Origin of the sequence: Nocardioides sp., from assembly GCF_036374615.1 — a bacterium.
In the GTDB taxonomy this organism is placed as follows: domain Bacteria; phylum Actinomycetota; class Actinomycetes; order Propionibacteriales; family Nocardioidaceae; genus Nocardioides.
The window spans coordinates 1-12,188 of sequence record NZ_DASUTK010000196.1 but is presented as its reverse complement, the minus strand read 5'-3'; the positions used below and the strand labels follow the sequence as shown (position 1 = coordinate 12,188).

Genomic DNA, 12,188 nt, shown 5'->3' with positions numbered 1-12,188 from the left:
CACCGACATCGTCACCCCGCCGATCCCCGGCTCGCGTGACGACGCCTGTGGCTACTGCGTCTACGACCCGGAGCAGGCGAAGCAGCTGCTGGAGGAGTCGGGCGTCGACCCGAACCAGACCCTGCAGTACTACTTCAACGCCGACGCCGGTCACGACGCGTGGGTCGAGGCGGCTGCCCGTCAGGTCCAGGAGAACCTGGGCTTCGACTACAAGCTGCAGGCCACCGAGTGGGCCCAGTACCTCGAGCTGCTCGACGCGCAGGACTTCAACGGCCCGTTCCGCCTCGGTTGGTCGCTCGACTACCCGTCGCCGGAGAACTACCTGCGCCCGATCGTGGGCACGGGCGGTGACTCGAACTACTCGGGTTACTCCAACGAGGAGGTCGACGCCGCGCTGGTGCAGGGCGACGAGGCGGCCACGCTGGAGGAGGGCTTCGAGTTCTACCACCAGGCCGGTGACCTCGCCCTCGAGGACATGCCGATCATCCCGATGTGGAGCGGCGGCACCGCGATCGCCTACTCCGACGAGGTGGGCGACGTCCGTTACGACGTGGGCCAGGGCGAGATCGCCTTCAAGGAGATCACCGTCAACCAGTGACGATCGCCTAAGGTAATTACCACAGGCGACCTGAGCGGGGGTCGGGCCGACGGCTCGGCCCCCGCAACTGGTTGCGCACTGTGACGGGAAAGGGATCCTCATGGGGCGCTATGTAGCCCGACGACTTATCCAGTTCATTCCCACGATCCTGGGAACGCTGTTCCTGCTCCACCTGCTGAGCATTCTGACGATCCAGATCGTCGGTGACCCGGTCCGCGCCCTTTTCGGCGAGAACGCCCCCCCGCAGGAGGTCATCCTGCAGCTCCAGGCCCAGTACGGCCTCGACGACCCGTGCCTCGAGACGACAGGGAACCCCTGCATCGGCATGTTCATCGATCGACTCGGCCAGTACGCGCAGGGTGACTTCGGCGTCGACTTCCGCCAGCAGCCGGTCTGGGACCAGTTCATGAACCGGCTGCCCATCACCGCCCGGATGGCCGTCATCGCGCTCGTCTTCGAGACGGTCGTCGGCATCGTCCTGGGCATGATGGCTGGCCTGCGGAAGGACAAGTTCATCGACAACTTCGTCCGCGTGACGACCGTGCTGCTGATCGCCTTCCCGGTCTTCGTGTTCGGATCCCTGGTCCTGCTGATCTTCGGGTTGAAGTTCGGCCTGTACCTCCGCAACAGCTCGTGGGCCCCCGACTGGCTCGGGCAGATGTTCCAGGTCGGGTACAACCCCGACTACCCGTGGCTCAGCCTGGTCCTGCCCGGGGTGGTGCTCGGAGCGTTCTCACTCGCCGCCATCGCCCGGCTGACACGCACCAGCCTGATCGAGAACCTGCGCTCCGACTACGTGCGGACGGCGCGCGCCAAGGGCCTCACCACACGCCGGACGATCGGCATCCACACCCTGCGTAACTCGCTGATCCCGGTGGTGACGTACATCGGAATCGACGTGGGCCTCCTCCTCGGAGGGTCGATCGTCACCGAAGGCATCTTCAACGTCCCAGGTGTCGGTCTCATGACGTTCACCGCGATCGAGCGCAACGACACCCCGATCATCATCGGCGTCGTGACGATGCTGGCGATCGTGTTCTTGGTGGCCAACCTGATCGTCGACATCCTGTACGCCGCACTCGACCCGAGGATCCGCTATGAGTGACCTGAGCGCGGCACAGGCCGCGACCACGACCGAGCCCGGCACCCTCGCCGAAGGGACCTCCGGCAGCAACCGGTCCCTCTGGGGCGACGTCCGCTACGAGCTGGTCCGCAACCCGGTCTTCTGGATCTCGTCGATCCTGGTGTTCGTCATTCTTCTGATGGCGTTCTTCCCGCAGCTGTTCGCCGCGACCTCGCCAAATGCGCGTGGCGCCTGCGACCTCAACAACGCACGGGTGACCCCGACGTGGGACAAGCCGTTCGGCTACACCAGCGCCGGCTGCGACATGTGGGCCTCACTGGTGTGGGGCACCGGCAAGTCGGTCATCGTCGCCATCCTGGTCACGGGGGGGACGGTGATCCTGGGTGTGGCGTCGGGCACGGCCGCCGGTTGGTTCGGCGGGTTCACCGACACCGTCGTCAGCCGGATCACCGACATCTTCTTCGGTCTGCCGTTCCTCCTCGGCGCCCTGGTGTTCCTCGCGATCTTCCCGACCCGCAACATCTGGACGATCTCGTTGGTGCTGATCATCTTCGGGTGGACCTCGCTGACACGCGTCATGAGGGGCAGCGTGATCTCGACGAAGCAGAAGGACTTCGTGGACGCCGCAAGGGCAGTCGGCGCGACCGACCTGTTCATCATCCGCAAGCACGTACTGGCCAACAGCATCGCGCCGGTGATCGTGCTCGCGACGATCGGGCTGGGGGCCTACATCAGTGCCGAGGCGACGTTGACGTTCCTCGGTGTGGGCTACCAGCGACCGACCGTGTCGTGGGGGCTGCTGGTCGCAGAGGGGCAGACGCTTGCCCTCGCCGGCTTCTGGCACCTGCTGATCTACCCGTGCGCGATCATCGTGATCACGGTGCTCGCCTTCATCCTGCTGGGTGACGTCCTGCGTGACGCCCTCGACCCCCGAAGCCGCTGAGGTAGGCAGACTGATGACCGAGACCAAGACCGACGTCTCCGCAGGGCCGGCGAAGTCGCCGCTGCGGAACGTCGAATTCGACAAGTCCGCGCCTCTGCTCGAGGTGGAGGACCTCAAGGTCGAGTTCCACACCAGAGACGGCGTCGCCAAGGCCGTCAACGGCGTGAGCTTCTCGCTCTCCGAGGGCGAGACCCTCGGCATCTTGGGCGAGTCCGGTTGCGGGAAGTCCGTGACGGCGCAAGCCATCATGGGCATCCTCGACAGCCCGCCGGCCAAGATCGCCGGCGGTGAGGTGCGCTTCCGCGGTGTTGACCTGCTCTCGATGGACGAGAAGCTGCGCCGTCACGTGCGCGCCAACAAGATCGCCATGATCTTCCAGGACGCACTGTCGTCATTGAATCCGGTGTTCACCGTGGGCTGGCAGCTCGCGGAGAGCTTCCGCGTCCATCAGGGCGCCGATCGCAAGCAGGCCAAGGCCAGGGCCGTCGAGATGCTGGACCTGGTCGGGATTCCGGCCGCGAAGAACCGGGCGAACGACTTCCCGCACCAGTTCTCCGGCGGTATGCGACAGCGCGTGATGATCGCGATGGCGCTGTCGCTCAAGCCCGACGTGATCATCGCTGACGAGCCGACCACGGCGCTCGACGTGACGGTGCAGGCCCAGGTGATGCAGCTGCTCGCGGATCTCCAGCAGGAGATGAGGCTCGGCCTGATCCTGATCACGCACGACATGGGGGTCGTGGCTGACGTCGCCGACAAGATCTGCGTGATGTACGCCGGCAACGCGGTCGAGCAGGCCGACGTCTACCAGATCTACGAGACCCCGGCCCACCCCTACACGAAGGCGCTGCTGGAGTCGATCCCCCGCGTCGACCAAAAGGGCCAGGAGCTGACCGTGATCAAGGGACTGCCGCCCGCGCTGGTGAACCCGCCGCCCGGCTGCTCGTTCCACCCCCGCTGCACGTTCGCGAGGGACCGGTGCAAGGTCGACGTGCCGCCGTTGTACACCGTGCCCGGCGGTCGGGCCAGTGCGTGCCACTACTGGGAGGAGGTGATGGGCTCATGACGACCGAGACCGCGCCGGTCCAGGAGCCGATCGCCGACGGCGGAGAGGACGACCCGGACGTCGTACTCACCGTTCGCAACGTGAGGAAGTACTTCCCACTGACCCAGGGCATCGTCTTCAGGCGCACGATCGGCCACGTCAAGGCGGTCGACGGCGTCTCCTTCGAGCTGCGCAAGGGCGAGACGCTCGGCGTCGTGGGAGAGTCCGGGTGTGGCAAGTCGACCCTGGGTCGGCTGCTGATGGGGCTGGAGAGGCCCACCGAAGGTTCAATCAAGCTGCTGGGTCACGAGATGGCTGGCTTGAAGCCGAGCCAGATGCGACGGCTGCGCCGCGACATCCAGATCGTGCTGCAGGACCCGTACTCCTCGCTCGACCCACGGATGACCGTCGGTGACATCGTGGGTGAGCCCTTCGACATCCACCCCGAGGCGCTCGAGGGCCGCGAGCGTCGCAAGGTCCTCCAGGAGCTGCTCGACGTGGTGGGCCTCAACCCCGACCACATCAACCGCGATCCCCACCAGTTCTCGGGCGGACAGCGGCAGCGGATCGGCATCGCTCGCGCGCTCGCGCTCAAGCCGAAGGTCATCGTCTGCGACGAGCCGGTCTCCGCGCTCGACGTGTCGGTCCAGGCGCAGGTCGTCAACCTGTTCGAGCGGCTGCAGAACGAGTTCGGGCTGGCGTACGTCTTCATCGCCCACGACCTCTCCGTGGTGCGCCACATCTCCGACCGGGTGATGGTGATGTACCTCGGCAAGGCGGTCGAGCTCGGCAACGAGGACGAGATCTACGGCGGGCCGACGCACCCCTACACGCAGGCGTTGCTCTCGGCGGTGCCGGTGCCCGACCCGCGGATGAAGGGCCAGCGCGACCACATCGTGCTGCAGGGCGACGTGCCGAGCCCGGCGAACCCGCCGTCCGGCTGCCGGTTCCGGACCCGGTGCTGGAAGGCCGAGGACATCTGCGCGGAGGAGGAGCCGCTGCTGCAGATCCGCGAGGGGTCCGACCACCTGTCGGCCTGCCACTTCGCGAAGGTGCGCGACGTGATCCACGCCGAGGACGAGCCTGAGGGGCAGGACGCCTGAGGGTGACCGGCGCGCGCTTCCGCTTACGTCGGAGGCGCACCGTGGCCGCTGCCTGCGTGCTCGCGCTGGCCATGGCCGGGTGTTCCTCCGACGAGACCCCGAACTCGCCGGAGCCGAGCGTCACCGAGCCGTCCGGGCCCTCCGGGACGTCGGCCGCCACCGACTCCGACGGCGTGACCACGACCTCCGACGTCTTCCCGACCTGGTCGGCGATCGAGGGTCTCGAGACACCGCGTGACGACTTCGGCTCCGCGGTCGTCGGCGACGACATCTGGGCGATGGGCGGCATGACGGGGGAGCGGGGCAACCGGCTGCTGTCGATCGAGGTGCTCGACACCACGACTGGGAGCTGGTCGACGTCCGACGTCGAGATGCCGGTCGGCGTCGCGTCGTTCGAGGTGGTCGCGGTCGGTCCCCGGATCTATGCGTTCGGTGGGTTCGACGCCACCAGCCAGGCGATGGACTTCGCGGCGGTGCTCGACACCCGGACCGGGGCCTGGCGGGACCTGCCCCCGCTCCCGCACGCCCGCTATGCCCACACGGTCACGCGGTTCGGCAAGCGGATCTATGTGATCGGCGGCCGGGACGTGGCCGGCGAGGTCGCAGCGGTCGACGTCTTCGACCCACGCTCGGAACGGTGGACCACGCCGGACCCCGCCATGCCGCGAGCGCGCGTCCGCGACTCCCACAAGACGGTGGCGGTGCCGCAGGGGCTGATCGTGGCCGGCGGGCAGCGCGACTTCGAGGACAGCGCCCAGGTCGATCTGTTCGACCCGCGCACGGGACGGTGGACACCCCTGCCCGACCTGCCGGAGCCGATGTCACGCGCGGGCCTGGCCTACGCACAGGGGAAGCTGTGGATCTCCCTCCACGAGTCCGCCTACGTCGCGGATGCGCGGAACCCGGAGACGTGGGAGCCCGCCAACCCCCTCACGCTGTCGCGTCACGGCATGGGCTTCGTCGTGCACGACGGGTTCATCTATGCCATCGGCGGCTGCGCCCTGAACCCGCTGCGAGACGTACGTACCGTCGACCGGATGCAGCTGCCCTGACAGGCTGACGGCTGTGCGGATCGACGTCGTCTCCATCTTCCCCGGCTATCTCGCGCCGCTGGAGCTCTCGCTGCCCGGCAAGGCGCGGGAGTCCGGCCTGCTCGACCTGCGCGTCCACGACCTCCGTGACTGGACGCACGATCGGCACCGGACGACCGACGACACCCCCTACGGCGGCGGCGCGGGGATGGTCATGAAGCCCGAGCCGTGGGGCGAGGCGCTCGACGAGCTGCTCGAGGAGGGCGCGACCCTGGTCGTGCCGACGCCTGCCGGGCGACGGTTCGACCAGACCACGGCGCGCGAGCTCGCCGGCCGCGGCCGGCTGGTGATCGCGTGCGGCCGGTACGAAGGTATCGACCAGCGGGTGGTCGACCACTACTCCCCGGCGTACGACGTGCGCGAGCTGTCGATCGGCGACTACGTGCTCAACGGTGGTGAGGCGGCCGCCCTGGTGATCATCGAGGCGGTGATCAGGCTGGTCCCCGGCTTCATGGGGAACGCGGAGTCGCTCACCGAGGAGTCGCACGAGGCGGGACTGCTGGAGTACCCGAGCTACACGAAGCCACCGACCTGGCGGGGCCTCGACGTGCCGAGCGTGCTGCGCGGCGGCGACCACGCCGCGATCGCGACCTGGCGGCACGAGCAGCGGCTGCGCCGGACCGTGGAGCGGAGGCCAGACCTGCTGCCGGTCACCGCACTGCCCGGCGGTGAGGAGATCCGCCCGGCGGTCCCGTCCGACGCCGGCGAGATCCTCACGCTGCAGCGGGCGTGCTGGATGCAGGAGCAGCAGGCCAACCCGGACGCGTGGGTCCCGGCCCTCCACGAGTCGCTCGACGACGTACGCGGCTGGCTGCCGGAGTGCACCATGCTCGTCATGCGGCGGCACGGCCGGCTCGTGGGCGGCGCCCGGGCCCGACTGGAGGGCGAGGTCTGGGATGTCGGCCGGCTGATGGTGGCGCCGGACCTGCAGGGGCAGGGGCTCGGTCGCGTGCTGCTGGAGGCGATCGAGGCCGCGGCGCCCGCTGCGGCGACGTCGTACGCGCTCTTCACCGGCGCCGGCAGCACCGACAACCTCCGCCGGTACAAGCGCGCCGGCTACCGGCTGCGCGGCGAGGACCCCGACGTGCCGGGTGCGGTCCGGCTGACGAAGAAGCGCCGGTTCTGAATCGGGCATGCGAGCGTGGCTCGCGTCGTCACCGGTTGGGCCGCCGGCACCATGGCGCGTTCGCGCGCCTGCAGGTCTGCGATTCGCGCCGGGCGGCCGGTCGGGCCGGGGTCTGCGCGGGGGCCCGGTGTCACGTGGTGACGTCGATCCACCGCACAAGCGCAGGCCGTGGACGTGCCGCTGACCCCGCCGGTTCCGGCGGGGTGTGGGGCGTGGTCAATCTCGTGGGCGAGGTCGACGCGGATTGCGCCGGTCGGCGGTGACGTCGAGAGTGCCTTCGTGGTCGCGCAGGAACTGGTAGCCCTGCGGGCTGGTCCACAGGAACGAGCCGGGCTCGAGGATGGTGTAGGTCCAGGCGGAGTGGGTCTTGAGCCTGTGGTGGCGCCGGCACAGCGGCGCGATCGCGCAGCTGCAGGTCTGACCAGGTGGACCGCCTGGGTCGTAGGGGACGACGTGGTCGCAGTCGCACGGATGCTCATCCGGTCTCAGGTTCCTCGCTGGCCGGGTGCACCAGGGGAAGACACAGCTGTGGTCGCGCAACGCCACCTGCTCGGCGATCCGGTCGGGTACCTCGTAGGCGTCGACGTGGACGTGGTCTTCTAGATCCACGACCGGTTTGACGGTCAGGGCGGTGTCGGGGCGGCCGCACCACTCGCGGATCTGGTCGGCGGTGACCGGGCACCGGGTGTTCTCCACCCTCCCGACCGCGTCGCGGCCCTCCAGGGCGGCCTGGGACAGGTGCAGGTGCAGCACCGTCCGGCTCCTCGTCCCGGACTTCCGGGTCCGGCAGGGCGGGTTGGTGTCGGCCGGTTGCTCGCCCTCGAGGTCGGGGTCGGGCTCGTCCTCGCAGGTGAGGTCGAGGGCCAGCTGGCGGCGGGCGAGCTCCCCGGCCGCGATCGACCGGCGGACGTCGAGCGTGTCGTCTGAGCCGAGGTCGGCCAGCTGGGCGGCGATCCCGCGGATCGCATCCTCCAGGTCCAACGCGTCGGTCAGGTCCAGCTCCCCGGTGACCCGGCTGGTGCCGGCGAACGAGATCTGATCCCGGTCGATGGTGAAGTGGCGACCGTCGGCGGCCCGACGGCGGCGCTTCTCGGCGTGGTCGGGCATGTAGCGGCCGATCGCCTCCTCGACCAGGCGGGCCAGCTGGACGGGGCGGATCTTGTGCGCCACCGGTGCCACATGGGCATCGACGAACCCCGCCGCTTCGGTGGTGAGGGCGTGGCTGATGGTCTCGACGGCAACCCGGCGGGCCTTCCACGCCGGCAGGTCGCCGGATGTGACGCGCGCCCAGAGCCGGGGGAGCCGGTAACGCAGCTCGATCGCGTGGCCGAGGTAGTGCTTGCCGGTCTCGGTGCCGACCCCGATCGCGGCAGCGAACTCCGCGACCGTGAACTCGCGCACCAGCGGTGCCCCGGGCCCGGCCAGGGTGACCGGCTGCTCATCGACCCCGGCCAGGTGAACCCGCGACGCGTAGCCCTCGGCGTCGTCCAACGTCTCGGCGGGGTGAATGATCGCCCACTGCACCGCCGCCTCCAACAGCCGCCGCTCGGCCAGATCGGCGGCCGCCCGCTGCTCCCGCGCGTAAGCCAGCACCCCGGACGCGTCGTCCGGCAGCACGGCCGGATCCGAGCCGAGTGCGGGGGTGGCGGTGCTGGTCATGGGACTACTCAAGCAGCCACCACCGACAAATACCGACCCCACAAACCCCTTGTCCACAGTGCTTCCCCGTCCCGCGGCGGAGCGGTCGGATGAGGGGTGTGGCCCGGGGGTTTCGAGGCTCCTCGCTGGCGCTCCTCGCACCTCAACCACCGGGGCGGGGTGCTCGGATTTCGTGTCGCCTCGCACCTCTGGCAGACTTGCTCCTCGGTCCAGTCGGCCAAACCCGGACCTCCCGAGAGCAGCGCTCGGCAGGAGGTCTGCGTCGGGCTCCTGCCACAGGGGGAGTCGGCGCCACCGGCCACCGCACCGGACCGACCTGCGTGATCATCCGATACCGCGGCTGACCTGTGGCAACCGTGAGGAGAGACCATGAGCAACGTCATTTCCGAGCTCGGCAACGCCATCAAGCGCGACGACGTACCCGCCTTCCGCGCCGGCGACACCGTCAACGTCCACGTCAAGGTCGTCGAGGGCAGCCGCTCCCGTGTGCAGCAGTTCCAGGGCGTCGTGATCCGGATCCACGGCTCCGGCGTCGGTCGCACCTTCACCGTCCGCAAGGTCTCCTTCGGCGTGGGTGTCGAGCGGACCTTCCCGCTCCACTCGCCGATCTTCGAGAAGATCGAGATCGTCAGCCGCGGTGACGTCCGCCGCGCGAAGCTGTACTACCTGCGCAACCTGCGGGGCAAGGCGGCCAAGATCAAGGAGCGTCGCGAGGGCTGAGAGCCCCGCCACTGCCTCCCTGGTCCCCCCGCTGGTTCCACCTCGTTAGGCTCATGCCGTGACCTCAGACGACCGCGGCACCCTCCCTGGCGTCGTCGACGACCAGGATGAGCCGCGGCCGTCGCACGTCGAGCGTGAGGACCCGCCTGTGAGCACCGGCAAGAGGGTCAAGGGCAAGGACAAGGAGAAGAAGCACCTGCCGCTGTGGCAGGAGACGCTGCTCCTGCTCGGGATGGCCCTCGCGCTCGCGATCGTCATCAAGGCGCTCTTCGTCCAGGCGTTCTACATCCCGTCGGAGTCGATGGAGCCGGGGCTGATCGAGAACGACCGGATCCTGGTGCAGAAGGTCTCGTACTGGTTCGACGGCGAGCCCGAACGCGGCGACGTCGTCGTCTTCAAGGACCCGGGCGGCTGGTTGCCGCCCAACGCCGAGGGTCCGACCAGTGCGGCCGCCCAGGTGCTGGCCAAGATCGGCCTCTACCCGCAGGGCGGACACCTCGTGAAGCGGGTCATCGGCGTCGCCGGTGACACCATCACCTGCTGCGACAAGAGGGGCCGGATCTCGGTCAACGGGGAGCCGTTGAACGAGAAGCCCTACATCCGCGAGCAGGGGCTGCAGTGCAACGGCCCGCGGGCCACGCCCTCCTGCGACTGGGAGGCCGGGCCGGTGCCGGAGGGCACGATCTTCGTGATGGGCGACAACCGGGCCAGGTCGGCGGACTCGTCGGAGCACATGTGCAAGGCGACCCAGACCGAGTGCGTGCCGGGCGACGAGTTCGTGCCGGTCGATCTGGTCGTCGGCAAGGTGTTCGTGCTGCTGTGGCCCACGTCGCGCTTCGACTGGGTCGGCCGCCCCGACGCGTTCGCGGACGTGCCCGACGCTCCCTGAGGTACGACGGTGTCCCAGCTGCCCCGAGGCCTCACCATCCGGCGCGACGCTGGTCTCTACGGCTACGAGCGCGCGCTGCGCCGGGTCGGCATCGAGCCGATCGCGGGGGTCGACGAGGCCGGCCGCGGTGCCTGCGCCGGTCCGCTGGTGGCCGGGGCGGCGATCCTGCCGCCTGGCCGGCTCGGCACCGTGCCCGGTCTGGCGGACTCCAAGCTCCTGACCGAGAAGGCGCGCGAGCGGTGCTACCAGCAGATCCTGAAGCGCGCCACTGCCTGGTCGGTGGTGGCCATCTCCTCCGAGGAGTGTGACCGGCTCGGGATGCACGTCGCCAACGTCGAGGCGCTGCGGAGAGCCGTGGCTCTCCTGGAGGTGCCGCCGGCCTACGTGCTCACCGACGGGTTCCCCGTCGACGGGCTCGGCACGCCGGGGCTTGCGATCTGGAAGGGGGATCGGGTCGCCGCGTGCATCGCTGCCGCGAGCGTGCTGGCCAAGGTCACCCGTGACCGGATCATGACCGGCCTGCACGACCGCTACCCGTCGTACGACTTCAAGACGCACAAGGGCTACATCACCGACGTGCACGCCGAGGCACTCACCCGCCACGGACCGTGCCCGGAGCACCGGATGCGGTTCGTGAACGTCCGGCGGGCCGCCGGCCTCGAACCGCTGGCGCCGGGGCAGAATGAGGAAGCCGCAGAGCCGGAGCTGGTGGAGGAGATGCGATGAGCGCCGAGGACCTCGAGAAGTACGAGACCGAGATGGAGCTCACGCTCTACCGCGAGTACCGCGACGTGGTCGGCATCTTCAAGTACGTCGTCGAGACCGACCGCCGCTTCTACCTCTGCAACCAGGTCGACGTGAAGGCTCGCACCGAGTCCGGCGACGTCTTCTTCGAGGTCTCGATGAGCGACGCCTGGGTGTGGGACATGTACCGCCCAGCCCGGTTCGCCAAGAACGTCAAGGTGCTGACGTTCAAGGACGTCAATGTCGAGGAGCTCTCGCCGTCGGACATCGACCCGCCGAAGGCATGAGCGGGCGACAACGGGGTCGGGCCTGACGGAGCCCACCGCCTGGTCCTGCCAAAATGGCTCCTCCTCGCCGCACACCTGCGACACTTGGAAGTAAAGAAGTCCAAGAACCAGGGGGGTCGTCGTCCTCGCGATGACCGCTGTCGCTGGGGGAGATCTAGACCAGTGGCGGCGATGCAGCTCCCCTCGAGCAATCCGGAGCGAAGTGGCGTCATGAACATGGGGGGTGACCGTTCCTTGCGTGTATTGCCCGTTGATCAGCGAGGTGACCGGATGCTCGTGCGCCCCTTCCGCGATCGCCGCGCCGACCGCGGCGCGTCGGCGGTGGAGTTCGCCCTGGTCGTGCCGTTCTTCATCCTGCTGGTGTTCGGGATCATCCAGTACGGCTGGTACTTCTACGTCGCTGAGACCGCCAGCGGGGCGGCCAGCAACGTGACTCGGCGCCTTGCTGTGGGCGACTGCTGGACGGGTGACGACGCTCTCGCGAAGGTCCAAGCACAATCTCCGCAAGCGACCGGCATCTCCAAGAACCCAACCTCCCTGACAGGTGCCGAGGTGGGCGTCACCGAAATCGAGGTCACGGTCACTGCGGACGCCAACATCATCGGGTTCCTACCGGTGCCCAACGGTGGCATCGTCACGCGCACGGTGAACGCGCGGCTCGAAGACACGGAAGCGGGAGACTGCAGTTGAGCGCGCGACGCAGGGACGAGCGCGGCGCCGTGGCGCTCATGACGGCGCTGGTGGCGACGATTCTCGTGGTCTTCGCGGCCATGGCCGTCGACCTCGGGAACATGGTGGCTCGCCGGACCTGGACCCAGACGCAGGCGGACCACGCTGCCTTGGCTGGCGGCGCAGAGATGACGGCAACGCCGGTCGCTGGCGCCCCCCCGTCCGCGGCC

At 69.0% G+C, this 12,188-nt stretch carries 14 protein-coding genes; 13 read left to right on the top strand and 1 reads right to left on the bottom strand.

Features of this window, described 5'->3' with window-relative positions:
* The 7 genes from VFZ39_RS15225 to trmD form a co-directional block, all read left to right on the top strand.
* The coding region (locus tag VFZ39_RS15225) for an ABC transporter substrate-binding protein (protein ID WP_330866627.1) at nt 1–598 on the top strand (598 nt) is incomplete at its 5' end.
* Nucleotides 599–698: 100 nt separating this feature from the next.
* Nucleotides 699–1,703 carry an ABC transporter permease gene (locus VFZ39_RS15220; RefSeq protein WP_330866626.1) on the top strand — a complete coding sequence of 335 codons (1,005 nt, stop codon included), beginning with the start codon at nt 699–701 and terminating at the stop codon, nt 1,701–1,703.
* On the top strand, nt 1,696–2,625 hold the full coding sequence (locus tag VFZ39_RS15215; RefSeq protein ID WP_330866625.1) for an ABC transporter permease: 930 nt from the start codon (nt 1,696–1,698) through the stop codon (nt 2,623–2,625). Before VFZ39_RS15220 ends, VFZ39_RS15215 begins: the two co-directional genes overlap by 8 nt.
* A 13-nt stretch (nt 2,626–2,638) precedes the next feature.
* Nucleotides 2,639–3,691, top strand: coding sequence for an ABC transporter ATP-binding protein (locus tag VFZ39_RS15210; protein ID WP_330866624.1), 1,053 nt, complete (start codon nt 2,639–2,641; stop codon nt 3,689–3,691).
* Nucleotides 3,688–4,773 carry a dipeptide ABC transporter ATP-binding protein gene (locus tag VFZ39_RS15205; protein WP_330866623.1) on the top strand — a complete coding sequence of 362 codons (1,086 nt, stop codon included), beginning with the start codon at nt 3,688–3,690 and terminating at the stop codon, nt 4,771–4,773. The genes VFZ39_RS15210 and VFZ39_RS15205 overlap by 4 nt, the downstream gene beginning before the upstream one ends.
* Nucleotides 4,774–4,814: 41 nt before the next feature.
* Entirely contained in the window at nt 4,815–5,825 is a 1,011-nt protein-coding gene (locus VFZ39_RS15200; RefSeq protein WP_330866622.1) for a Kelch repeat-containing protein, read from the top strand.
* A gap of 13 nt (nt 5,826–5,838) precedes the next feature.
* Nucleotides 5,839–6,990: a tRNA (guanosine(37)-N1)-methyltransferase TrmD gene (gene trmD, locus VFZ39_RS15195; protein ID WP_330866621.1), complete on the top strand. Its 1,152-nt coding sequence runs from the start codon at nt 5,839–5,841 to the stop codon at nt 6,988–6,990.
* Between the two features lie 216 nt (nt 6,991–7,206).
* On the opposite strand, the gene VFZ39_RS15190 is transcribed toward trmD, so the two are convergent.
* The gene (locus tag VFZ39_RS15190; protein WP_330866620.1) at nt 7,207–8,649 is read right to left on the bottom strand and encodes an HNH endonuclease signature motif containing protein; all 1,443 of its coding nucleotides are present in this window, start codon (nt 8,647–8,649) and stop codon (nt 7,207–7,209) included.
* A gap of 369 nt (nt 8,650–9,018) precedes the next feature.
* Here VFZ39_RS15190 and rplS point away from each other — a divergent pair, with 369 nt between their 5' ends.
* The 6 genes from rplS to VFZ39_RS15160 form a co-directional block, all read left to right on the top strand.
* Nucleotides 9,019–9,369, top strand: coding sequence for a 50S ribosomal protein L19 (gene rplS, locus VFZ39_RS15185; RefSeq protein WP_330866619.1), 351 nt, complete (start codon nt 9,019–9,021; stop codon nt 9,367–9,369).
* A 58-nt stretch (nt 9,370–9,427) separates the two neighbouring features.
* Nucleotides 9,428–10,258 carry a signal peptidase I gene (gene lepB, locus VFZ39_RS15180; RefSeq protein WP_330866618.1) on the top strand — a complete coding sequence of 277 codons (831 nt, stop codon included), beginning with the start codon at nt 9,428–9,430 and terminating at the stop codon, nt 10,256–10,258.
* A 9-nt stretch (nt 10,259–10,267) separates the two neighbouring features.
* On the top strand, nt 10,268–10,984 hold the full coding sequence (locus tag VFZ39_RS15175; protein ID WP_330866617.1) for a ribonuclease HII: 717 nt from the start codon (nt 10,268–10,270) through the stop codon (nt 10,982–10,984).
* Nucleotides 10,981–11,289 (top strand): DUF2469 domain-containing protein, encoded by a 309-nt coding sequence (locus VFZ39_RS15170; protein ID WP_330866616.1) that lies wholly within the window; start codon nt 10,981–10,983, stop codon nt 11,287–11,289. Before VFZ39_RS15175 ends, VFZ39_RS15170 begins: the two co-directional genes overlap by 4 nt.
* A 171-nt stretch (nt 11,290–11,460) precedes the next feature.
* Complete coding sequence (locus VFZ39_RS15165) at nt 11,461–11,979, top strand: TadE/TadG family type IV pilus assembly protein (protein ID WP_330866628.1); 519 nt, start codon at nt 11,461–11,463, stop codon at nt 11,977–11,979.
* On the top strand, nt 11,976–12,188 hold a 213-nt coding region (locus tag VFZ39_RS15160; RefSeq protein WP_330866615.1), incomplete at its 3' end, for a pilus assembly protein TadG-related protein. The genes VFZ39_RS15165 and VFZ39_RS15160, both read left to right, overlap by 4 nt.